Origin of the sequence: Pseudomonas sp. GL-B-12 (assembly GCF_019955895.1) — a bacterium.
Lineage (GTDB): Bacteria > Pseudomonadota > Gammaproteobacteria > Pseudomonadales > Pseudomonadaceae > Aquipseudomonas.
Genome location: NZ_JAHBCX010000011.1, coordinates 442,363 through 464,983, shown reverse-complemented (window position 1 = coordinate 464,983; position 22,621 = coordinate 442,363). Strand labels below are relative to the sequence as shown.

22 protein-coding genes and 1 pseudogene are annotated in these 22,621 nt (G+C 55.9%); 16 read left to right on the top strand and 7 right to left on the bottom strand.

What is annotated here, in order from left to right; translation table 11 throughout:
* The 4 genes and pseudogenes from KGA85_RS08245 to KGA85_RS08230 all read left to right on the top strand — a co-directional run.
* Nucleotides 1-149 (top strand): annotated as a pseudogene (locus KGA85_RS08245) (proline/glycine betaine ABC transporter permease); the annotation flags it as partial.
* 12 nt (nucleotides 150-161) lie between these two features.
* Nucleotides 162-1,160 carry a 4-hydroxyproline epimerase gene (locus tag KGA85_RS08240; protein ID WP_223543047.1) on the top strand — a complete coding sequence of 333 codons (999 nt, stop codon included), beginning with the start codon at nucleotides 162-164 and terminating at the stop codon, nucleotides 1,158-1,160.
* Between the two features lie 102 nt (nucleotides 1,161-1,262).
* A complete protein-coding gene (locus KGA85_RS08235; RefSeq protein WP_223532481.1) occupies nucleotides 1,263-2,276 on the top strand; it encodes a GlxA family transcriptional regulator in 1,014 nt (337 codons plus the stop codon).
* 35 nt (nucleotides 2,277-2,311) lie between these two features.
* Nucleotides 2,312-3,229 (top strand): DMT family transporter, encoded by a 918-nt coding sequence (locus KGA85_RS08230; protein ID WP_223532479.1) that lies wholly within the window; start codon nucleotides 2,312-2,314, stop codon nucleotides 3,227-3,229.
* Nucleotides 3,230-3,322: 93 nt separating this feature from the next.
* Here the strand turns inward: KGA85_RS08230 and fdhA are convergent, their stop codons facing one another.
* Nucleotides 3,323-4,522, bottom strand: coding sequence for a formaldehyde dehydrogenase, glutathione-independent (gene fdhA / locus KGA85_RS08225; RefSeq protein ID WP_134099950.1), 1,200 nt, complete (start codon nucleotides 4,520-4,522; stop codon nucleotides 3,323-3,325).
* A 270-nt stretch (nucleotides 4,523-4,792) separates the two neighbouring features.
* Between fdhA and KGA85_RS08220 the strand changes: the two genes are divergently transcribed.
* On the top strand, nucleotides 4,793-5,572 hold the full coding sequence (locus KGA85_RS08220; protein ID WP_223532477.1) for an SDR family NAD(P)-dependent oxidoreductase: 780 nt from the start codon (nucleotides 4,793-4,795) through the stop codon (nucleotides 5,570-5,572).
* Between the two features lie 110 nt (nucleotides 5,573-5,682).
* Here the strand turns inward: KGA85_RS08220 and KGA85_RS08215 are convergent, their stop codons facing one another.
* Both KGA85_RS08215 and KGA85_RS08210 read right to left on the bottom strand, forming a co-directional pair.
* Nucleotides 5,683-6,438, bottom strand: a complete 756-nt coding sequence (locus tag KGA85_RS08215; RefSeq protein ID WP_223453721.1) for an SDR family NAD(P)-dependent oxidoreductase — start codon at nucleotides 6,436-6,438, stop codon at nucleotides 5,683-5,685.
* 12 nt (nucleotides 6,439-6,450) lie between these two features.
* Nucleotides 6,451-7,254 (bottom strand): SDR family NAD(P)-dependent oxidoreductase, encoded by an 804-nt coding sequence (locus KGA85_RS08210; RefSeq protein ID WP_223543046.1) that lies wholly within the window; start codon nucleotides 7,252-7,254, stop codon nucleotides 6,451-6,453.
* A 428-nt stretch (nucleotides 7,255-7,682) separates the two neighbouring features.
* On the opposite strand from KGA85_RS08210, the gene KGA85_RS08205 reads away from it, so the two are divergent.
* The 4 genes from KGA85_RS08205 to KGA85_RS08190 all read left to right on the top strand — a co-directional run bounded on the left by KGA85_RS08205 (nucleotide 7,683) and on the right by KGA85_RS08190 (nucleotide 11,607).
* Entirely contained in the window at nucleotides 7,683-8,801 is a 1,119-nt protein-coding gene (locus KGA85_RS08205) for an alcohol dehydrogenase family protein (RefSeq protein WP_223532470.1), read from the top strand.
* Nucleotides 8,788-9,909: a mandelate racemase/muconate lactonizing enzyme family protein gene (locus KGA85_RS08200; protein ID WP_223543045.1), complete on the top strand. Its 1,122-nt coding sequence runs from the start codon at nucleotides 8,788-8,790 to the stop codon at nucleotides 9,907-9,909. Before KGA85_RS08205 ends, KGA85_RS08200 begins: the two co-directional genes overlap by 14 nt.
* Nucleotides 9,910-10,133: 224 nt before the next feature.
* On the top strand, nucleotides 10,134-10,841 hold the full coding sequence (locus KGA85_RS08195) for a TetR/AcrR family transcriptional regulator (RefSeq protein ID WP_223543049.1): 708 nt from the start codon (nucleotides 10,134-10,136) through the stop codon (nucleotides 10,839-10,841).
* The gene (locus KGA85_RS08190) at nucleotides 10,831-11,607 is read left to right on the top strand and encodes a pyrroline-5-carboxylate reductase family protein (RefSeq protein WP_223543048.1); all 777 of its coding nucleotides are present in this window, start codon (nucleotides 10,831-10,833) and stop codon (nucleotides 11,605-11,607) included. The genes KGA85_RS08195 and KGA85_RS08190 overlap by 11 nt, the downstream gene beginning before the upstream one ends.
* A gap of 70 nt (nucleotides 11,608-11,677) precedes the next feature.
* Here the strand turns inward: KGA85_RS08190 and KGA85_RS08185 are convergent, their stop codons facing one another.
* The 3 genes from KGA85_RS08185 to KGA85_RS08175 form a co-directional block, all read right to left on the bottom strand.
* Nucleotides 11,678-12,061: a VOC family protein gene (locus KGA85_RS08185; RefSeq protein ID WP_046046576.1), complete on the bottom strand. Its 384-nt coding sequence runs from the start codon at nucleotides 12,059-12,061 to the stop codon at nucleotides 11,678-11,680.
* 63 nt (nucleotides 12,062-12,124) lie between these two features.
* The gene (locus KGA85_RS08180; RefSeq protein ID WP_223543044.1) at nucleotides 12,125-13,249 is read right to left on the bottom strand and encodes an S-(hydroxymethyl)glutathione dehydrogenase/class III alcohol dehydrogenase; all 1,125 of its coding nucleotides are present in this window, start codon (nucleotides 13,247-13,249) and stop codon (nucleotides 12,125-12,127) included.
* A 55-nt stretch (nucleotides 13,250-13,304) separates the two neighbouring features.
* Nucleotides 13,305-15,341: an NADH:flavin oxidoreductase gene (locus tag KGA85_RS08175; RefSeq protein ID WP_223453905.1), complete on the bottom strand. Its 2,037-nt coding sequence runs from the start codon at nucleotides 15,339-15,341 to the stop codon at nucleotides 13,305-13,307.
* A gap of 192 nt (nucleotides 15,342-15,533) precedes the next feature.
* Here KGA85_RS08175 and KGA85_RS08170 point away from each other — a divergent pair, with 192 nt between their 5' ends.
* From KGA85_RS08170 to KGA85_RS31135, 3 genes are all read left to right on the top strand, one after another.
* Complete coding sequence (locus tag KGA85_RS08170; RefSeq protein ID WP_223532468.1) at nucleotides 15,534-16,514, top strand: isopenicillin N synthase family dioxygenase; 981 nt, start codon at nucleotides 15,534-15,536, stop codon at nucleotides 16,512-16,514.
* Nucleotides 16,515-16,524: 10 nt separating this feature from the next.
* Nucleotides 16,525-17,451 carry a 2-hydroxyacid dehydrogenase gene (locus KGA85_RS08165; RefSeq protein ID WP_223453732.1) on the top strand — a complete coding sequence of 309 codons (927 nt, stop codon included), beginning with the start codon at nucleotides 16,525-16,527 and terminating at the stop codon, nucleotides 17,449-17,451.
* Nucleotides 17,452-17,608: 157 nt separating this feature from the next.
* The gene (locus KGA85_RS31135; protein WP_263287311.1) at nucleotides 17,609-17,743 is read left to right on the top strand and encodes a hypothetical protein; all 135 of its coding nucleotides are present in this window, start codon (nucleotides 17,609-17,611) and stop codon (nucleotides 17,741-17,743) included.
* Between the two features lie 154 nt (nucleotides 17,744-17,897).
* Here KGA85_RS31135 and KGA85_RS08160 read toward each other — a convergent pair whose 3' ends face one another.
* Nucleotides 17,898-18,800, bottom strand: coding sequence for a LysR family transcriptional regulator (locus tag KGA85_RS08160; RefSeq protein WP_223453734.1), 903 nt, complete (start codon nucleotides 18,798-18,800; stop codon nucleotides 17,898-17,900).
* A gap of 337 nt (nucleotides 18,801-19,137) precedes the next feature.
* Here KGA85_RS08160 and KGA85_RS08155 point away from each other — a divergent pair, with 337 nt between their 5' ends.
* From KGA85_RS08155 to KGA85_RS08140, 4 genes are all read left to right on the top strand, one after another.
* Nucleotides 19,138-20,478: an MFS transporter gene (locus KGA85_RS08155; RefSeq protein WP_223453735.1), complete on the top strand. Its 1,341-nt coding sequence runs from the start codon at nucleotides 19,138-19,140 to the stop codon at nucleotides 20,476-20,478.
* A 176-nt stretch (nucleotides 20,479-20,654) separates the two neighbouring features.
* On the top strand, nucleotides 20,655-21,938 hold the full coding sequence (gene salA, locus KGA85_RS08150; RefSeq protein WP_223453737.1) for a salicylate 1-monooxygenase: 1,284 nt from the start codon (nucleotides 20,655-20,657) through the stop codon (nucleotides 21,936-21,938).
* Nucleotides 21,939-22,018: 80 nt separating this feature from the next.
* Nucleotides 22,019-22,168, top strand: a complete 150-nt coding sequence (locus KGA85_RS08145) for a hypothetical protein (RefSeq protein ID WP_223453739.1) — start codon at nucleotides 22,019-22,021, stop codon at nucleotides 22,166-22,168.
* The gene (locus KGA85_RS08140; RefSeq protein ID WP_317848692.1) at nucleotides 22,165-22,614 is read left to right on the top strand and encodes a LysR substrate-binding domain-containing protein; all 450 of its coding nucleotides are present in this window, start codon (nucleotides 22,165-22,167) and stop codon (nucleotides 22,612-22,614) included. Before KGA85_RS08145 ends, KGA85_RS08140 begins: the two co-directional genes overlap by 4 nt.
* Nucleotides 22,615-22,621 lie beyond the last annotated feature (7 nt).

Genomic DNA, 22,621 nt, shown 5'->3' with positions numbered 1-22,621 from the left:
GTCTGGGGGCTGAAGTTACCCGTGGCCTCTCCAGGATGGAGATGGGATTAGGCCTTCGAGCGGGCCTGGCCATTGTCGCTATTGCGCTGCTGTTGGATCGACTGTCACGGGGCGCGTTACAGCGTCACTCCCCCAGCAAACTCCTTTGAAAGGGCATCAGTATGAGACGCAGCTTTTTTTGCATTGATTCGCACGCGTGCGGCAACCCGGTTCGGGTTGTAGCGGGCGGAGCACCGCTGATGCCCTCCGTATCGATGGCGGAGCGTCGCGATATTTTCGTGCGTGACCACGACTGGGTACGCACCGCATTGATGTTCGAGCCTCGGGGGCACGACATCATGTCTGGCGTCATTGTTTATCCATCGGTACGTGATGACTGCGACTTCGGTGCGCTGTTTATCGAAGTCAGTGGCTGCCTGCCGATGTGTGGAGCGGGCACCATCGGATTATCGACCGTGGTCATTGAAGAGGGCTTGGTGACACCTCGTGAGCCGGGAAAACTGGCGATTGAAACACCGGCGGGACGGGTCAATGTCGAATACACAATGGGCGGCGAGTTTGTTGAGTCGATTCGCTTGTTCAACGTAGCCAGCTACCTGCACAGCGCCGATGTGGTGGTGCAAGTACCTGGAATTGGTACGTTTACGGTGGACATCGCCTACGGCGGGAATTTCTATGCGGTGGTCGAACCACAGGAGTGCTGGACTGGATTCGAAGGGCAGACGACGGCTGACATCGTGGGGATGAGCCAGAAGCTGCGCGCAGCGCTCTCGGCCATTTGTGACCCTGTGCATCCAGAGAACAGCAGAATCAGTGGTGTTCATCACGTCATCTGGTGTGACAAACCACAGAGCAGAACCGTGCATGGCCGCTGTGCAGTGTTCTACGGTGATAAAGCTATTGATCGTTCTCCCGGCGGTACCGGTACCTCGGCCCGGATGGCTCAGCTCTTCGGAAAAGGTCGGCTGAACGTCGGCGACGTTTATCGACTCGAAAGTCTGATCGGTACAATCTACGAAGGAAAAGTGGAGGCGTCGGTAAAGGTCGGAACCTTCGACGGCATGAATCCAAGTGTCAGCGGCTGGGCTGAGGTGATAGGTCACAACACTATTTTCGTCGATGACAAAGACCCTCTTGCCCACGGGTTCCAGCTCGCATAAACAGTACGGTCACGGCGCCAGCGGTTGATTCTTCGCAAGTGCAGATTCAACCGTGGTTTGCACAAAGGCTGCATTCGTCAGTGTAAAGAAGCGAGGCGTAAAGTGAGAGAACGACGAGATTTCAGCGGGTGTATGAAAGGTAAAAACCTGCGCTATCTGGAAGAGACTCGTAGTGAGCCGACGGCTCATGCTCGGGCAGGATTTTTACTGCTCGAGCACTTCTCGTTGCCTGCATTTACGCAAGCGCTCGATACGATTGTCACTGCCAACCTTTTGCGTCCTACGTTGTTCTCTTCACGTACCTTCGGGTTGCAGGACGGAGAGGTTACCAGCGACCTTGGCCTGGTCATTCGACCGGATGCGCGTTTGGACGTGGCAGCACTCAAAGACCTTAATTTGCTGGTCATATGCGGCGGCTATCGCACCGAACTCAAAGTCAATCACGAGCTGATCAGCATCCTTAAAACGGCATCAGAACTTGGTATCACCCTGGCAGGGCTGTGGAATGGGGCGTGGTTTTTGGGCGTATCAGGTTTGCTTGAGGGGTATCGTTGTGCGATTCATCCCGAACACCGACCTGCGCTCGCAGAAATTTCAAAAGTCACGCATGTCACCAGTGAAGCATTTGTCATGGATCGAGACCGGCTCACGGCTTCGAGTCCGGCGGGTGCTTTTCATATGGCTCTCGAGTGGATCAAAGGGCTGCATGGCAAGGCGCTTGTCGAGGGCATCGAAGACATTCTGTCTTTCGAAGAGTCGCGGTATCGGCGTATCAAACCGACACAGAACATCTCGTTGAGCGCCCCCCTCAAGGAGGTGGTCAAACTGATGGACGCCAACCTGGAAGAACCGTTGCAAATGGACCAACTGGCGGTATATGCCGGACGTTCCCGTCGACAAATAGAGCGCTTGTTCAAAGAACAACTGGGTACCACGCCGCAACGGTATTACCTGGAATTGCGCATTACCGAAGCGCGGCGATTACTTCAGCACACAGAGCTGTCTCAGGTTGATGTGCTGGTCGCATGCGGCTTTGTTTCACCGAGCCATTTCAGCAAATGCTACAGCTCGTATTTTGGTTACCGGCCTTCGAGAGAAACACGGCTGGTGAAGTAAAAAAGGGCTGTCGCAAAAATTTTAAGGAGGAGGGCATGACCGAGTTGCGATTGAAGTGCGACCGAACAGAAAATGCTGCGCCCACCGTTGCTGCTAGTCCTGGGGTCGCAAGGCCCCAACTCGGGATCTTCTTATGCCTGCTTTCAATGCTTATCTTTGCGAGCCAGGACGGACTAACCAAGGTGCTTGTCAAAGACTTCCCGGTTGCCCAACTGGTCATGATGCGCTATTGGGTGTTTGTCGTTTTTGCCCTCGGATATGCCGCCTACCAAGGTAGGGGCAAAGAGTCATTTCGCAGTAAGCACCCTGGGCTCCAAATCATTCGAGCGCTGTTAGCCGTGGGTGAAACCATACTGTTTGCAGTAGGGCTACGATATTTGGGCCTGGCCGAAATGCATGCGCTCTACGCCGTATTTCCGCTGATGGCACTGGCATTGGCGGGGGCCGTGCTTGGGGAGTTCATAGGTCTGCGGCGCTGGATTGCCGCCGCCATAGGGTTCACCGGGACACTGATCATCCTTCGACCAGGCGCGGGCGTTTTCGAACTCGCGGCGCTGATTCCCCTGCTGGCTGCTTTGGCGTTCGCGGTGTTCAACGTATTGACGCGCCGGATTAGCCAACACGACTCCTTTGCTACGAACATGCTCTTTATGGCAAGTGTGGGTGCCCTGACAGTCACATTTGCGGGGCTACCCGCATGGGTTTCTCCGACTCCGGTCCAGGGCCTCTTGATGGGGATCCTGTCATTGACGGGTGTAGTCGCTCAGATTCTGTTCATTCAAGCACTGAAATACGCAACCGCTTCTACCCTGCAGCCTTTCAACTATGCGCTTCTGGTGTTCGCCACTTTGATTGGTGTGATCGTTTTTGCCGAGCGCCCGGATACCTGGGTGGTTGTCGGAGCCACGTTGGTGATTATTGGGGGGCTGTATGCGATTAAGGCAAAGGCGTGAACGTACCTGAGTGTATGAAGTAATCAATGTTTCCTGGATGAGCACGGCCATAAAAAAGGGCCGCTCAAAGCTGCCCTTTTCCCAACCTACTCCTTAGGCGGCGCTAAACAGCTTGTGCGGATCCATGACAAATTTCTTCGGCACCCCGGCATCGAACTCGTGGTAACCGCGCGGCGCGTCGTCCAGGCTGATCACCTGCACGCCGACGACCTCGGCAATGTTGATCCGGTCCCACATGATCGCCTGCATCAGCTGACGGTTGTACTTCATCGTCGGGGTCTGGCCGGTGTGGAAGCTGTGGGACTTGGCCCAGCCGAGGCCGAAACGGATGTTCAGGCTGCCATGCTTGGCGGCTTTGTTGACTGCGCCCGGGTCTTCGGTGACATACAGACCCGGGATCCCGATATTGCCGGCGACCCGCACCACGCCCATCAGCGCGTTGAGCACGTCGGCCGGGGCCTCGTGCTGCGCGCCGTCATGGCCGTGGCCACGGGCTTCGAAGCCGACCGCATCGACCGCACAATCGACTTCCGGCTCACCGAGCAGGTCGGCGATTTGCTCGTGCAACGGAGTGTCCTTGGTCAGGTCGGCGATCTCGAAGCCCTGGGCCTTGGCATGCGCCAGACGCAGCGGATTCACGTCGCCGACTATCACCACCGCCGCACCAAGCAGACGGGCGGAGGCGGCAGCAGCCAGTCCGACCGGACCGGCACCGGCGATATACACCGTGCTGCCAGGGCCGACACCGGCGGTCACCGCGCCGTGGTAGCCGGTCGGAAGGATATCGGAGAGGCAGGTCAGGTCACGGATTTTCTCCATGGCCTTGTCGCGGTCGGGCAGCTTCAGCAGGTTGAAGTCGGCATACGGCACCAGCACGTATTCGGCCTGGCCGCCAACCCAGTCGCCCATGTCCACATAGCCATAGGCACCGCCGGGGCGCGCCGGGTTGACCGTCAGGCAGACGCCGGTGTGCTGTTCCTTGCAACTGCGACAACGGCCGCAGGCGACGTTGAACGGCACCGAGACCAGGTCACCGATCTGCACGTTTTCCACGTCACGGCCCTTCTCGATCACCTCACCGGTGATCTCATGGCCAAGCACCAGCCCGACCTGGGCCGTGGTCCGGCCACGCACCATATGCTGGTCGGAGCCGCAGATATTGGTCGAAACCACGCGCAGGATTACGCCATGGTCGATGCGCTTGCCGCGCGGGTCTTCCATTTTCGGATAGGGGATGGTCTGCACCTCGACCTTGCCTGCGCCGAGATACACGACACCACGATTACCAGACATGTTTTCACCTCGCTTTTGTTGTTGTGAGAACACGGCCCTTGTACTGCGAAGGGGCGCGCGGCCTTACAGTGCAGTGGTATATGTCTTGCGTTTGCGCGTGAATGCAGATTGGTTGGAAGTCACCTTCCAACGACGCGTGATTAGCAGTTATCGTATCGATCCTACGCCTGGTATCAGCACCCTGCGAGAGCATTTAGTCCCTGTTGAGTATCTCTTTCCCCTCAATTTCCATGGATTCAGGGCTAACCCCGGACGATAGGAGTAAACGCGATGATTGCGGACTGGACAGGTCAGGTAGCGCTTGTCAGCGGAGCCGGTAGTGAGCGAGGAATTGGTATTGCGATTGCGAAGCGTCTGGGCAGCCTGGGCGTGAGGTTGATTGTCACAGGCAGCAGCGCTCGCATCCATGATCGGGTGGAGGAGTTACGTGCCGCAGGATTTGAAGCGCAAGGGCGTACGGCGGACTTGAGTGAAGAGGATCAAGTCCTTGAACTTGCCACTTGGGCCGAATCGGTATGGGGGCGAATCGATATTCTTGTGAACAATGCCGGCATGGCCGCCCAAGGTCATCCGGAGCCTTTTGCCGATCTGGCGGACATGAGTGTCGATAGCTGGAATCTTTCAATTGCTCGAAATCTGACAACCGCCTTCCTGTTGACCCGTGGAATTTTGCCGGGGATGCGCAACAGACACTACGGCCGTATCGTCAATGTCAGCTCCACGACTGGCACTCGGGCAGGTAATCCAGGAGAGGCTGCTTATGCTGCGGCCAAAGCTGGGATGGTAGGTATGAACATGAGCCTGGCCCTTGAGGTCGCGCGCTATGGAATCACTGTGAACTCGGTCGCGCCTGGCTGGATCGCCACAGGGTCAAGCACTCCAGAGGAAGAGAATGCAGCGAAGTATGTTCCGGTTGGCAGGGCTGGTCGCCCGGAAGAAGTTGCTGCTGCCGTTACGTTCCTGGCCTCACCTGAGTCCAGTTACATTACCGGTGAGTTGCTGGTGATCGATGGTGGCAATTGCCTGATAGAGAACAAAGCACCCAAGTAATCAATGCGTTGCCCGCCGCAAAATTTTGCAGCGAACCAGAGTCTGGCTCCGCGCAACCTGCAACGGAGGAGGGTAAGTGACTCCCTCCGTCGCAAGTCGGGCTGATTCGATCAAAACGGCAGTGGCAGTTTCGCCGTGCGCCCCCCATCCACCACCAGCACCTGCCCGGTGATGAAGGCCGATGACTCCGAGGCCAGGAAAACGACTGTCCCGCCAACATCCGCCGGCAATCCGGTACGTCCGACCGGGTGAAGGCGCAGGAGTGCCTGGCGCGCCGCACGCGGATCAGCTTGAGCGGCGAGGTACGCATCACTCAACTCGGAATTGATCCACCCTGGCGCAATGGCATTGCAGCGGATGCCGTCCCGGCCGAGATCGACTGCCAAGGCTCGGGTCAGCCCATGGATACCGGCCTTGGAGGCACAGTACGCGGCATGTTCAGGGTTGGCGCCTATCCCTTCGATCGACCCGATGTTGATGATGCTGCCACCGCCTCGCAGACGCATCTGGGGCACCAACGCCTTGCACAAGAACGCTGGCGCCCGCAGATTGACTGCCATCATGCGATCCCAGTCCTGTTCGGTCATATCATCAATGGATTTCTCGAACATGAACCCGGCGTTGTTAACCAATACATCGATTCCGCCAAGCTGCTCCTGGGCGAATTGTGCAATCAAATTGGGCGACTCCATCGAGGCGAGATCAGCCTCGACGAAATAGACCTGAGGGTGATCTCGCAAGTCGTCGTCCAGTGCCTGGCGCTGAGCGATCAACACGCAAGCTCCCGCCTCAAGCAATTGTTCGGTAATGCCTCGGCCAATCCCTCTGCCGCCCCCGGTCACCACTACATTTTTACCGTTGAGCATCGCTACCTCTCCTTAGCCGGACACCGGCTTGGCGCCTGTGACTTCTACCGTTTCGCCGGCGATGTACCTGGCCTCGTCGGACGCCAGAAATGCGATGACATCCGCAATGTCTTCAGGCTCGGCGATGCGGCCTAATGGCACGCTCTTGTTTAGCTCTTGCACGGCTTTGTCCGGATCCAGGCCGCGACGTTCAAAGCCGCTGCGTATCATCGGGGTATTGATTTCGTGCGGGCACACGGCGTTGACACGGATGCCCAAAGGGGCGCAATCGCGGCCCAGATTTTTGGTTAAAGCCGCGACAGCCCCTTTGCTTGTGCAATACGCCACGTGGGCGGGGCCTGGATAAATTCCCCAGACAGATGATGTGTTGACGATTGCGGCGCCCGGGCGATTTTTCATGTGCGGTATCGCGGCACGGCAGATGAAGAACACTGCATTCAGGTTTACGCCCATGGCGTCAAACCACATATCGTCAGTGGTTTCCTCAATCGTGCCGCGGGGAATGATGCCCGCATTGTTCAACACGATATCGATCCCCGAAAAAATATCGACTGCAGTTTGGACAATCGCTTCACAATATTCTTTTCGGCGTAAATCGCCTGCCATGTAGTGCACTTCGGCACCCAAGTCACGAACTTTGGCTGAGATTGATTTGCAACCGGCTTCGTCAAGATCAGATAAAACAAGCTTTGCGCCTTCTCGGGCGAACAATAACGCTAACGCCTGTCCGACACCGCCGGCAGCGCCGGTAATGACCACCACTTTATTATTGAATTTCATATGGCAACCTACTTGGTAGTTTTTTGGCGCAGCCATTATTTAATTTCAATGGATCGCCGCGTCCAATAACTTTTTTACGGGGCCAAAGATAACCTGACGTTATCCAAAGTTTCTGACTCGAGCATTTGCAATCGCGCCAGACCGGTTGAAAACCGTCAGCCGCTCATAACGTGAAGTCATCATTTATCTATCTAAAATATCATTATGGGTGGGGGATATCAGCTGCTAAGGTTTTCTATAAGCAGATCGCTACAAGCTCGCAGTTTACAAGCCTCACTGTTTTTTGCTGGCAATCTCTAGGTCTTTGAATGCAAAGGGTTTGAGCGCCTAATGAATAAAAATAAATAACTGCCAGTAAAGTCTATTTGTTTGCGCGCAAAGCAAACATCCTCTTGGCAAATCCGCCGACTAATAAAAAACTGAAGACAGGTTGCATCCCCCCCTCAAACGACTAGGAGAGCCGAATGACGTTTACTTTACCCAAGACCATGCACGCTGTGCTTCTGAAGGGGCATGGGGGTACGGAGCAACTGGAGTATCGAACCGATGTGCCAGTGCCTAGCCCTGGTGTCGGCGAAGTCTTGATAAAAGTTGGCGCTGCCGGCGTCAATAACACCGACATCAACACGCGTATTGGTTGGTACTCCAAACAAATAACTGGCGATACAAATTCGGGTGGCGCTTCCGGATTCGCTCAGATCGACACTGAGGACGCATCCTGGTCTGGTGTTCCGCTTAAATTTCCGCTGATCCAAGGGGCCGATTGCTGCGGGCGCATTGTTGCGGTTGGCAAAGGGGTGGACGATGCTCGAATCGGACAGCGGGTACTGGTACGCAACATGCTGCGAGCGCCTGTTGAGAATCGGCCGTTCGAGTGCTGGACTTACGGCTCAGACTGCAATGGTGCTTTTGCTCAATTTACAGTTGCACCGGCAGCGGACACCTGGCCCGTGAACAGTGATTGGAGCGATATCGAATTAGCTTCGATTCCATGTGCCTATTCAACCGCCGAACTTTTACTCCAGCGTGCAGCCGTCAATGGTGCTGACAAAGTACTGATCACCGGTGCAAGCGGCGGTGTGGGATCGGCTGCGGTTCAGTTAGCGAAATGCCGCGGCGCTGAGGTAGTTGCAATTACCAGTTCAAGCAAGGCGGATCAAATTCTGTCTCTGGGCGCCGATCGCATCATTCATAGAGACGCAAACCTGGTTGAGGCGCTTGGTGAAAACAGCGTTAGCGTCGTGCTGGACTTGGTGGGTGGGAAAGATTGGCCCGCGCTGTTGCAAGTGCTCAAGCGGGGTGGTCGTTACGCTGTTTCAGGTGCTATCGCTGGCCCAATCGTTGAGCTGGATCTGCGAACGCTTTACTTGAAAGACCTCACATTTCATGGCTGCACTTTCCAGGAGGATGCAGTTTTCGATGAGTTGGTCGGTCATATTCAACACGGTCGTATCCGTCCCTTTGTCAGCAACAGTTATCCACTGTCCGACATTGCCAAGGCACAGAGTGACTTCATAGAAAAACGTTATGCGGGAAAACTGGTATTAGTGCCACCACAGGAGAGTGTTTGTGAAGATCATTGAAATTGAAGTTTATCAAGTCGATCTGCCCTATGCTGGCGGCGTTTATAAGCTGTCAGGCGGCCGTACTTACACAAGTTTTGACTCCACGATAGTGTGTATTCGCACAGACACTGGCCTTGAAGGCTGGGGCGAGTCGACGCCTTTTGGCCCGAACTATATTGCAGCGCACGCTCTGGGTGTGAGAGCGGGTATCGCCGAAATGGCGGACCTGCTTATCGGCCGGGATCCCCGGCAGGTTGATCGAATCAACGATCTCATGGACAGTACCTTGATGGGCCACCTTCATGCGAAAGCTGCGATTGATGTGGCTTGCTGGGACATCCTGGGCAAAGCGGTCGGGATGCCGGTGTGTGAACTGCTGGGGGGCAGTACAGGACTGTCCATGCCGATCATCGACTCGACCTATGCCGGCGACCCCGATGACATGCGTCGTCGAGTTGCTCAGACTCGAAAGCAAGGATACCTGGGGCATTCGGTGAAGGTCGGCGCGACACCGGAGGAGGGTGGGCCCGCGCTGGATGCCGCGCGCATTGAGGCATCCCTTGCAGATGCCCGCCCCGAGGAATACTTCATCGTTGATTGCAACGGTGGCCTGACAGTAGAGCATGCATTGCGCATGCTGAAACTGCTGCCATCCGGGCTGGACTTCGTGCTTGAGGCGCCATGCGCTACCTGGGCTGAGCACATGTCCCTGCGCCAGCGTACCAATGTGCCGCTGATCATGGACGAACTGGCGACGGATGAAGCTTCGGTGATGCAACTGATCAGCGAGAAGGCTGCAGATGGTATTGGCTTGAAAGTTTCCAAACATGGCGGCCTGACCAGAGCCCGGCGTCTGCGCGACATGTGCATGACCTCCGGCTTGACGATGAGCGTCCAGGAGACCGCTGGCTCACAGGTAGCGTTCGCTGCGCTGACTCACCTCGGGCAATCTATCCCACACCGAAATCTACGCTGCGTGCTTGATACGCGCGATATGTATCCACCAATCACGGCGCACGTCGACATTCCCGTGGTGGATGGCCGTATCCGTGCCCCGCAGGCCCCGGGATTGGGCCTCACGATCAATCGGGACGTCGTCGGTGAGCCCGTAGCGATCTATCGCTGAGTTGAACTCCAGCGGCGTGGCGCATGATGTACTTCGTGCGTCGCGTTTTTTTGTGTGGAATCCGCACTTTTTCGACCAGTCAATTGATTCGGGTTCATTGATGGTGTGTTCACTTGATTTAGCGATCGAGCGTCTCGAAAATGTACGCCTATGTACATGCCGTGTACGCCAAGGATTCCGGGGTGTACAGTGGAGAAGAATTTTCAAATAAAGGTGCAACCCGAATGTCACAGACAGGAAGGGCGAAAACCAAAGCGCAGGACGCAGGCTGGCGAGGCTCCGTCGATGGCTGGCTGGACGCCGCTTACGATGCTCTTAAAGAGTCGGGTGTGGATGCTGTGCGGGTGATGCCGCTGGCCAAACGCTTGAATTTGTCTCGTACCAGCTTTTACTGGTTCTATGAAGATCGCGAACAGCTGCTCGCGGCACTCCTGGCTCGATGGCGGGACAAGAACACCGGCGGTATGGTCAGCCAATGCGAGAGTTACGCAGAAAGTATTTCCGAAGCGATTCTCAACGTCTTCGAGTGTTGGGTGAACCCTGAGCTGTTCGACTCACAATTCGAATTTGCCGTGCGCAGTTGGGCGCTGCAATCGGACGAGGTCACTGCTGAAATCGCTCTGGCCGATGAGGCACGGATGAATGCCTTGGCCGCGATGTTCCGACGGTTTGGCTACGACGGCGAGGGGGCCGATGTTCGGGCCAGGACGATCTACCTCACGCAGATCGGCTACATCTCCATGAAAACCAATGAAGATATCGTCGTACGATTTCGACGGATTCCTCAGTACGTGAGCGTGTTCACCGGCAAAGTACCGAAGCGGCGCGAGCTGGACCGCTTTTATGGAAAGTTTGGCTACGCGGAAAAAGAACCTGGCGTTTTCGTTCCCTTGGTCGAAACATTCGAGGATTCCCCTGCCGATGGAGAATAGAACTCTGGGCATCATCGGAGGCACCGGCTGGCTCGGGCGCGCAATCGCTGAGGCGGTGCTCGATAGCGGGCTCATCGGGCCTGACCATTTGTTGATCTCGAACCGCTCCGGCGTCAGTACCTTCGGGCCAGGCGTGAGACTGCTGGCCGACAACCAGCAGTTGGTGGACCTCAGCGATATTGTCGTGCTGTCCATCCGGCCGGAGCAGTTTCGCGAACTGCAGATCAACGCCCGCGGCAAACTGGTGATTTCCCTGATGGCCGGAGTTCCGGCGGCAGCCATCAGCGCGGCCACCGGTGCGGATGTAGTGGTGCGGGCCATGCCGAATGCGGCCGTGGAAATCAGGCAGTCGTTCACGCCCTGGTACAGTGCCGGAAACTTTCTAGAGCGCGACCGCCAGTGGGTACAGCGACTGTTCGAGTGCGTAGGTTCGGCGGACGAAGTGCCTGATGAAGACTGTATTGATTACCTCAGCGCGTTGTCCGGGACTGGGCCGGCCTTCCCGGCAATGCTGCAAATGGCACTGACTAATCAGGCAGTGGCTGCGGGAATTCCTCTCGTCATCGCGCAGCGCGCTGCACAAGGCGTAGTAGTGGGGGGCGGCCAGATGCTTGCGAGTCGCGATCCGCAGCAAATGATTGAGTCGTTGATGGCTTACCGTGGCGTGACGGCAGCAGCGCTGCAGTCGATGGCCGATCAAAACATCGAGTCCATTGTGGGGCAGGCAGTGAAGGCAGGCGCTGAGGTTGCGCGGCGGGGAATGTAGCCAGGGCAAGAGATATGCAGTGAAGGCCTGCTGAAGGGTCTTCACTGCAGTAGACATCAGCCGGTTGCGATTATTCGGCCTTGAAGCAATAGACAGCCAGTTTGTTGCCATCAAGGTCCCGAGCGTAAGCGGCATAGGCATTTTCAGCCCAGTTACGCGAACCCGGTTGGCCTTCACAGATGCCACCGGCAGCGAGTGCGGTTTCGTGGAATGCATGTACCGCAGCGCGATTTGGCGCTTCGAAGCTGACAGTCACGCCATTGCCAACGTTGGCAGGATTGCCATTGGCGGGTTTGAGCACGAAGAACGACGGTTTATCCACACCCCAGATGGAGCCGGACTCATCAAGGTCTGCAACACGGTTGAGACCAATTTCTTTCAGAACGCCATCATAGAAGGTCCGTGCTTTGGCAAGGTCATTGGTACCGACAGTGACATGGGTAAAAACAGACATTTTCATTTCCTTTGGGTTGTGATGCGGGTGTGAGCGCTGGCCGATATCACGGCAGTGCCTTGGTCAGAAATGAATGACGGTGCGAATGCTTTGCCCGGCATGCATCAATTCGAAAGCCTTGTTGATGTCCTCAAGGCCGAGGTTATGGGTGATGAAGGTTTCCAGCGGAATTTCGCCGGTGCTCGCTTTCTCGACGTAGCTGGGAAGCTCCGTTCGGCCCTTGACCCCGCCAAACGCGCTGCCGCGCCAGACGCGCCCGGTCACCAGCTGGAAAGGGCGGGTGCTGATTTCCTGGCCCGCACCGGCGACACCGATGATGATCGATTCACCCCAGCCCTTGTGGCAGCACTCCAGAGCAGCTCGCATCAATTTGACGTTGCCGACACATTCAAACGAATAGTCCACGCCACCGTCGGTGAGCTCGACAATCACGTCCTGGATGGGCTTGTCATAGTCCATGGGATTTATGAAGTCGGTCGCGCCGAGCGACAGGGCGACGTCCCGCTTGGCCGGGTTGATATCAATGGCGATGACTCGCCCGGCGTTGGCCATTTTCGCGCCGATGATGGCCGCCAGCCCGATCCCGCCGAGCCCGAATATCGCAACGCTTGCCCCAGCCTCGACCTTGGCGGTATTGAGTACGGCACCAATACCTGTGGTCACGCCACAACCCAACAAGCACACCTGTTCTAGCGGCGCATCCTTGGGGATTTTGGCCAGGGAGATCTCCGGCAGTACCGTGTACTCGGAGAAGGTCGAGCAGCCCATGTAGTGGAACACCGGCTGGCCCTGAAAGGAGAAACGCGATGTTCCGTCAGGCATCAGGCCCTTGCCCTGTGTCGCTCTCACTGCCTGACACAGGTTGGTCTTGCCCGATAGACAGAATTTGCATTGCCGGCACTCGGCCGTGTACAGCGGAATCACATGGTCGCCGACCGACAATGACGTAACGCCTTCGCCGATCGACTCGACGATCCCGCCGCCCTCATGACCCAGCACGGCAGGAAAGATCCCCTCGGGATCATCGCCCGACAGGGTAAAAGCATCCGTGTGGCAGACACCGGTTGCCACGATTCGTACCCTTACTTCACCAGCCTTGGGCGGTGCGACATCGATGTCCACCAGCTGTAACGGCTGTCCTGGGCCGAAAGCGACTGCCGCCCTCGATTTAATGGTCACTGCTGACATGGTTTCCCTCTTGTTCATGGCGAGCCTCCGGTCCAACAAGAATGGAGGTTCGGATTCAGATTTCTTTCACCAGGCGCAAAGCGTCGTAGATGGCTGCATGGGTATTACGAGCAGACACGGCGTCGCCGATCCGGAACAGCTGGAAGCGTCCTTCGGGATTGGTGACGATGTTCTGAGCCGTGCCGGCGATCAGGTCATGCTGTTCTACCGCGCCGCCATTGGTGGAGAGAGGACGCAGGTCGAAGTACAAGTCGTCCAGCGGAAGGGTGCCGTGGTTGACGACCACCTGATCGACCACGCGCTGCTTGTGAACCTGTCCGTAATCGCTGCCAAAGGTTGCAACGAGCCCGCCATCATGTTTTTCCACTGTATCGACCCGGTAGGTCACGGTGAAGGTGACGTCCAGATCCTGCAGGCTGCGCATGTAGGGCACCAGGTTCATGGCCATGACTTCAGGTGCAAACGAGCGATCAGGGGTGACGATTTCGACTCTCGCACCGCTTTGCGCGATGACCTCGGCAGCCTGCAGGGCAGCATGATCCCCCGCATCGTCGAAGATCAGTACGTTGCGACCGGGCTTGATGTCGCCGGAAATGATGTCCCAGGTTGAAACCACGAGTTCGTTGCCTTTGCTGAGCACCTCGGTATCCGGCAGGCCGCCGGTCGCAACGATAACCACGTCTGGCTCGAAGGCTTGCACAGTGTCGGCTTCGGCCCAGGTATTGAAGTGAAACTTCACCCCCAGCCGTTCGCATTGCGCCATTCGCCAATCAATGATGCTGATCATCTCGCGACGACGCTCGCTCAGCGCAGTCAGACGAATTTGCCCACCGGGTTGGTCAGCCGCTTCAAGCACCGTCACGTCATGGCCGCGCTCACCGGCGACCCGCGCTGCTTCCAGCCCGGCAGGGCCGGTACCGACCACCAACACCTTGCGCTTGACGGCGGCTTTGGGAATGTCATGAGGCATGGTGGTTTCCCGCCCCGTCGCTGCGTTGTGGATGCAGTAGGCCGCGCCGCCCTGGTAGATGCGATCCAGGCAATAGTTGGCGCCCACGCACGGGCGAATGTCTTCTTCGCGCTTCTCGATGATTTTGCGCACGATGTGCGGATCGGTCATGTGCGCGCGGGTCATGCCCACCATGTCCACTTTGCCCGAGGCGATCGCGTAGCGCGCGGTGGCGACATCGGGAATCTTCGCAGCGTGGAAGGTCGGAAAGCCTGTCGACGAGCGGATCTCGCCAGCGAAGTCGAGATGGGGCGAGTTGCGCATACCCTGAATCGGGATGACATCGGTCAGCCCTGCATCCGTATCGATGTGACCGCGCACGACGTTCAGGAAGTCGACCAGTCCGCTGTCCTTGAGCATGTGAGAAACCTGCATGCCCTCACTGGCAGTGAAGCCGCCGGGCAGTTCTTCATCACCGGTGTAACGAACTCCCAGCAGAAAATCTTCACCTACCCGCTGGCGGATGCCACGCAGGATGTCGAAGGTAAAGCGCATGCGGTTTTCCAGCGAGCCACCGTAAGGGCCGTCGAGGTCATTGGTCAACGGCGACCAGAATTGATCCATCAAATGCCCGTAGGCCTGAAGCTCCAGACCATCGAGACCTGCCGCCTTCATGCGCTCCGCGGCGTCTACATAGTCCTTGATGATCCGCTCAATGTCCCATTCCTCCATTTTCTTCGGGAAGGAGCGGTGCGACGCCTCGCGGCGGTGTGACGGCGACACCACCGGTAACCAATCGGCCTTGTCCCAGCGGGTACGGCGGCCCAGGTGGGTCAACTGGATCATCACTGCCGCGCCATGTTCGTGGCATTCATCGGTCAGGTCCTTCAACCATCCAACTACTTCGTCCTTGTAGGCGAGCACATTGTTGAACACCGGCGGGCTGTCTCGGGATACGGCAGCGGAACCGGCGGTCATGGTCAGGGCGACACCGGCTTTGGCGCGCTCCACGTGGTAGGCGCGATAGAGATCCTTGGGCATGCCGTCCACAGGGTAGGCCGGTTCATGGGAGGTGGTCATGATCCGGTTTCTGAGGGTCAGATTCTTGATTTTATAGGGTTGCAGCAAGGGATCGCTGGACATCGTGGTGCGCTCCAAAGTGGGCTTCATCAGGCTCGGTGACTTAAAATTAGGATAAATGTACACCTGTGTCAACTATTAGTGACACAGGTGTACATTTTGCTTGCGTGCCAAAAAAACCAGGATTAACATCCGCCCAAACAAGGACGAATGTGGCTCGTCCGCGTCTGTCATCCATTTAGAAAGGAGAGAAGCGTGACTGAGTTATTTGATATTCGTTTGGCCAGCAAACAAACTGCCTTCACTGAAATCCCGGTCATAGATATTTCGCCACTCATAAACGGCGAAAATCCGCTGCGGGTGGCAAGCCAGATAGGCGAAGCGTGCGAAAAGGTGGGTTTTTTTTATATAAAAAACCATGGCGTTTCGCAGCAACTGATAGATGAGATGTACAGGGTCACCAAACTTTTTTTCAAGCTTCCATCCGAAGAGAAGAACACACTTAACATCGTGAACTCCGGGCTTACGCTACGTGGTTACATCCCGATGTATGCGGAAAACGTAGATCCTGCTAATACGCGCGACTTCAAAGAGTGTTTTGATTACGGCGCCCATTACGATGAAGTTTCTCCGTTTTTTGGTCCTAATCAAATGCCGTCCGGACTGCCGCAATTCGAAACGGTTGCCGAGGCTTATCATTCAGCTGTATTGGCGCTCGCGAGAACGCTCATCGGCGGCATCGCGCTGAGTCTGGATTTGCCGCAAAATTATTTTGAACAACGCCAACGCAAGCCCATCACTATTCAGCGCGTTTTGCGTTATCCGCCTCAGATAGGAAAGGTCTCCCTGGAAGAGATCGGTATTGGTGCTCACACGGATTACGGCTTCCTGACAGTCCTGTCTCAAGACACAGTTGGCGGTTTACAAGTCAAGAACCGTGCAGGGGAGTGGGTTACAGCCCCACCAGTTGAAGGCACTTTTATCGTCAACATTGGTGATCTAGTTCAAACCCTCACCAACGATCGCTACACCTCGACAATGCATCGTGTCATAAATACTAGCGGTCTAGAGCGCTATTCAATACCTTTCTTTATTGATTTGGATTTCGATGCGGTTGTTGAGCCTGTGCCAACCTGCGTGAGTGAGGCTCTGCCCGCGAAGTATGAAGCGTACACTTGTGGCAAACACAAATTTAAGCGTTTCGTTGATAGCTATGCGCATCTGAAAGTCGAATAGGGAGTTTTCAATGTGCATCCTATACATGGCAGACCCTGCCGATGCGCAGAAATGGCGAGATTGCCTGTCAACGCTCGCCCCTGAACTAGAGTTCCGCCAATGGCCTGATATCGGTAACCCGGCAGAGGTGCACTACATCCTGGCTTGGGAGCCTCTTGCCAACGTTGCGGAGCGGTTTGGTAATCTTCGACTCCTCTACGCTGCCGGGGCTGGAGTTGACCAGTTCGATCTGGCCCGTTTGCCTGCTCACGTGTCGCTAATAAGGCTGGTAGACAGCTCGATGGCTGACATCATGGCCGAGTATGTTCTGTTTGGTGTTCTTGCCTTGCATCGAGACATCCTCGCTTACCAAGAGGATCAGCGCAGTGGTCGCTGGCAACCTCGACCAATCGTGCTCGCTTCACAGCGGCGTGTTGGTGTCATGGGGGTTGGCAATCTCGGACGTGCCGCGCTTGATCGCCTTCAGCCATTGGGATTTCAGCTCAGTGGCTGGAATCGTTCTTTGAAGGAGGTGCCAGGTGGCCACTGTTACGTCGGCCCGGACGAACTGGAGGCGTTTCTAGGGCAGTGCGACATCCTTGTGAACATGTTGCCACTGACTCCCGAAACAGACGGGATACTCAATGCTGCGAGGCTCGATTGCCTGCCTCATGGAGCTGGACTGATTAACGTGGGACGTGGCGCCCACGTTGTAGAAACAGCTCTGCTTTCTGTGTTGAATGAAGGTCGTCTGGGAGGTGCCATACTGGATGTTTTGGCACAAGAGCCTCCCACTCAAGACAACCCACTCTGGAAACATCCCCGGGTGCTCCTGACGCCTCATATTGCAAGCGATGTGCAGATTGAAGGTGGTGTGGCGGTGATAGTTGAGAATCTTCGAAGAGAGCGTGAGGGAATGCCTCTCTTGAACGTGGTTGATCGGTCTAAAGGCTATTAGATTTTCCGCCTGCGACAGCACCATGCTGATAGCGGCCTGACTGGCGCAGGCCAAATCTGCCAACCGTTCCTCTAAAGGAAATTTATAAAACGCATGAGGAATTCCTGAGTAAGGGGTTTATTGGGAAGCTCATCCTCACCATTCCGGAGATCGATCAATGAAAATTACTGAAGTCCATAGCGGCATTTTGATGAGAAAGTTTCAAATTCATGGAGTCGCAAGAGAGCTAACAATGGGAGCAGTTTCATCCGCATACATCATTTTATTTATGGGCGATGTTTACCGTTCATGAGCGATCCAACCTCAATCGTTATTGAGTTTTTACACGATCTATGGAGCCTAATGTTCATGAGGAGCCCTCAACTATCTATAGAAGGCTTTTTTCTGGAATTAGTACCGCGTCCGCCTGGCGCAGACTGAGAAGTTACTGGGACTGAGGGCACGCCTCAATCAGAAAACAGCTCGAACATCAGCTGGCGAAGCCAACGATTGGCTGGGTCCTTGTTATAGCGTGCATGCCAGAACAAATTTATTTCGATGTTAGGCAGTTCCACCGGCGTCGGTAGAACCGCGAGCCCGAAGGGTTGTTCGCAACTGCTGGCGAATCGTTCAGGCACTGTTGCCATTAAGTCGGTGCGTTGAAGGATGTGGCCGACTGCGACGAAATGGGGAACCTCGAGGCGTATGTTGCGCTCGATGCCGGCCCGCGCCAGAAACGTATCTACTTCGCCGTGACCCGTGTTCGCCGCAACGACGCGAACGTGGTCATAACTGCAAAAACGTTCCAGCGTTAACGGTTCCCTGGTAGCCGGGTGGTCCTTGCGGCAAATACAAACATAGCGATGGTGAAACAGGCGCTGCTGAAAAAATCCTGCTTGTAGGTGCGGCAGTAATCCAACTGCGAGGTCTATCGCACCGTTCTGCAACCCTTCGGCCAAGGTATTGGATGTGTTGCGTAGTGTACTGATCGAGCAGCCTGGAGCGCGCTCAGCCAGAGCGTCCATCAGCCGCGGCATAAAGTAGATTTCACCAATGTCGGTCATCGCCATCGTAAATCTGCGATTGCAGTTGAGCGGGTCAAACTTGTCCTGTCGGCTCAGTGCATCACGCAAGGTCTGAATGGCCAGTGCAACTGGCTCAGCCAATTGCCGGGCATAGGGCGTGGGCTCCATTCCTTGATAAGTGCGAACGAAAAGCTCGTCGTTCAAAGCGACACGCAGTCGCTTTAACGCGTTGCTGACAGCGGGCTGGGTCAGATCGAGATTATCTGCCGCCGTCGATACCCGGCGGTCAATCAGCAGTTGGTTAAATACCAGAAGTAGATTGAGATCCAGTTCACGTAATTCCATAACGCCTCGTGCAGATTGCGCGCTCATAAGGGCTATAAATCTTTGCCCACCGTTGGGTCTGCACCGCTCTGAAATCGCCGCTGCAAGAGCCAAAGCCTAACAAGTGCCAGACCGCCGCGTCCATCGTGAGATCGATGGGACTTTTGCTCCCCTTCGATCTTTATTCACGCTCGAAATAATGCCTATTCACCTGGCTGCATTTATCACGGTCGATCGTTTGCCCATGATCGAATCCATGTCCAGTGCTGAACGCTCTGCGTAACACCATTGGGCACTGCGAAATTTCCGGAGGAGTCAGATCCTCCGGCTCTATAACAATGACAAGAAGAGCGATGCCATGCGTACGATTGATGTATCAGCCCTGATTGACGGGGCACGTTTCAATGCCTTCCATGCGCGCTTGCTGTTCTGGTGCGCGCTCATCATCATTTTCGACGGTTATGATCTGGTCATCTATGGGGTCGTGTTGCCTTCACTGATGTCCGAGTGGGGCCTCAGTTCGTTGCAGGCTGGAGCGCTAGGCAGTTGCGCGCTGGTGGGCATGATGTTGGGCGCTCTGTTTTTCGGTTCACTGTCGGATCGTATAGGCCGACGAAAAACCATCATGATGTGTGTCGCCATCTTCAGCGCAGTCACAGCGATCAACGGCCTGGCACGGAGCCCCGAGGCTTTCGCCTTATGCCGATTCATCGCCGGTCTTGGGATCGGGGGTGTAATGCCCAACGTTGTCGCGTTGATGAACGAGTACGCGCCAAAGAAATCCCGTAGCACTTTGGTCGCGATCATGTTCAGTGGCTACTCGTTAGGGGGAATGCTATCGGCGAGCCTGGGCATGGTGCTGATCCCACAATGGGGATGGCAAGCGGTGTTTTATGTAGCGCTGATTCCTCTGTTGGCGTTGCCATTTCTGATACGACAATTGCCAGAGTCGATGGATTTCCTTTTGCGCACAGAGCAGACCGTCAAGGCCCAAAACCTGTTGGCACAAGCTGCGCCGTCTTATAAACCAAGCGCAAACGAGCAGTTGAACCAGATGGTTGCCAAAGGCACGACTGTGTCGATTGCGCAGCTATTCCAAGAGGGACGCAAGTTAAACACCTTCATGCTGTGGTTGGCGTTTTTCTGTTGTTTGATGATGGTTTATGCATTGAGCTCCTGGCTGCCAAAACTCATGAGTGCTGCAGGCTATGGATTGAACTCCAGCCTGGCGTTTCTGGTAGCGTTAAACGTCGGCGCGATTATTGGAGCGGTAGGCGGTGGATGGCTGGGGGACCGAATTGGTATTGCAAAGGTCTTGTTCACGTTTTTCAGTTGCGGAGCATTAGCCCTGAGCCTGTTAGCGCTCAAGGCGCCGTTACCGATACTTTATTTGCTCATCGCCATAGCTGGGGCTTGCACCATTGGCACGCAGATCCTGGCCAACGCCTGCACGGTGCAGTATTACCCTGCGCACATACGGTCTACAGGGCTTGGTTGGGCGATGGGCGTCGGTCGCACCGGAGCCATCATCGGTCCTTTGTTAGGAGGCGCACTGCACGCTTCTTCATTGCCGCTGCAGGCGAGCTTTCTCATCTTCGCAGTACCAGGACTGATAGGGGCCGTCGCTATTCTGGTCTTTCTGATTCAGAACTCTTCAAGCCGACAGGCCGTTTCATCCAAGCAATCTGTGCTGCAGTAACGATTGCAGAAAAAGGCGAGCTCAAGGAGGGGCTCGTTTGGCCAATAACTGCTCGTCCTGAGAAGTAATATTCACACTCGTGATGGCATGTATGGGAGTTGCGGTATTTATCAATAGCACTCAGATGGCGATGATTTGGTTACTCCAATAACAATCAGCCTCATGGGTAACTTGCTATGCGTACTTCTCAATCTAAATTGCACATCGGTATTGTTGGCGGTGGTATTGCCGGCGTGGCTCTGGCCCTGGACCTGTGCCGTCATTCCCATCTGAGCGTGCAGTTGTTCGAAGCGGCTCCAGCCTTTGGCGAGGTCGGAGCAGGTGTCTCCTTCGGCGCCAATGCCGTTCGTGCCATCGCGGGTCTGGGTATTGCCGAACCCTACCGCAAGATTGCCGACCAAACGCAGGACCCCTGGCAGGACATCTGGTTCGAATGGCGTCGTGGTGAAGATGCCGGCTATCTAGGCGCAAGCCTGGCTGAAGGGGTAGGGCAGTCTTCGGTACACCGTGCTGACTTCCTCGATGCTCTGGCCAGCCAGTTGCCCGAAGGGATCGCCCAATTCGGTAAACGCGCCGTCAGCGTGGAGCAGGATGCCGAGCAGGCTCGCGTCCTTTTCACCGATGGCACTGAGCATCGCTGCGATCTATTGATCGCCGCGGACGGTATCAAGTCTACAATTCGTGATCATGTTCTCAACGGTCTTGGCCAACCCCTTGTGGCACCGCGTTTCAGTGGTACTTGCGCCTACCGTGGGATGATCGACAGCCAACAGCTGCGCGCAGCCTACCGGGCTCGGGGTGTCGATGAGCACTTGGTCGACGTCCCGCAGATGTACTTGGGTCTTGATGCACATATCCTGACATTCCCCGTTAAACAAGGCCGGCTTATCAACGTTGTGGCCTTCATTTCCGATCGCAGTCGCCCTGATCCAACCTGGCCAAGCGATTCTCCATGGGTGCGCAATGCCAGCCAGGAAGAAATGCTCTCTGCCTTCAATCATTGGGGAGACGCTGCACGGGTGCTGCTCGAATGCATTCCGGCACCCACCCTATGGGCTCTGCATGAACTCGATGAGTTGCCAGGCTACGTGCACGGCCGCGCGGGGCTGATCGGCGATGCTGCGCATGCAATGTTGCCGCACCAGGGCGCTGGCGCAGGTCAGGGGTTGGAAGACGCCTGGCTTCTGGCGCGATTGCTGGCCGATCCGCAGGTCCTGGACAGCCAGCCACAAGCGGTGCTCGCGGCTTATGACGCAATTCGTCGTCCACGTGCCTGTCGTGTACAGCGTACCTCCTGGGAAGCCGGGGAGCTTTATGAACTGCGTGATCCAGTCGTAGCCGATGATGAACAACTGCTGGGAAAAACCCTCGCAGAGCGTTTCGGCTGGCTGTGGAATCACGATATGCAGTCCGACCTTCAAGAGGCTCGTGCCCAGTTGGGTTGGCGAGCACTTGCCTAACGACTTGAACCGACATGCACGGAGGGAGCATCCAGCGGCTCTCTTCGTTCGTGAATACCAATAAGATCAGGTGAATCAAGATGACAGTAAAAATTTCTCAACTGCCGCAATTGCAGCAATTCTTCCGACAAGCCTCGGGACTGGACAACACCGAAGGCGATCCACGCCGCAAGCAGATCGTTTTACGTTTGCTGCAGGAAGTCGCCCGAGTGATCGATTGGTCAACGTGATCGAGGAGGGTTTCGATGCCGTGATACGTATCGGTGAGGTTGAAGACTCGCGGCTGATGATGCGCAAGCTCAACGGCTACAGTCATCGCCTGGTGGCGTCTCCACACTATCTTTCACTACGGGGTATTCCTTCACGGCCATCGGAACTGTCCAGCCATTCATGCCTGCGTTACCGATACACCACCAGCGGTAAACTCGACGCTTGGCCTCTGGTGGCAAAAAAGGGGCAGGCCATTGTTGAATTGGGACAGTCGGCTACCGCCAACGCGATTGAACCGTTGCTGGCAATGGCTAAGGCGGGGCAGGGAATAGCTTGCCTCCCTGATTTTTTTGTCGAGGACGCCATCGCTGACGGACGATTGGTGCCGGTATTGGACCGCTACGTTCGCGACCACGCACCTTCAGCATTCTCTGGCCATCCAGTCGCCAGCCGTTGCCCAAGATAAAGGCCTT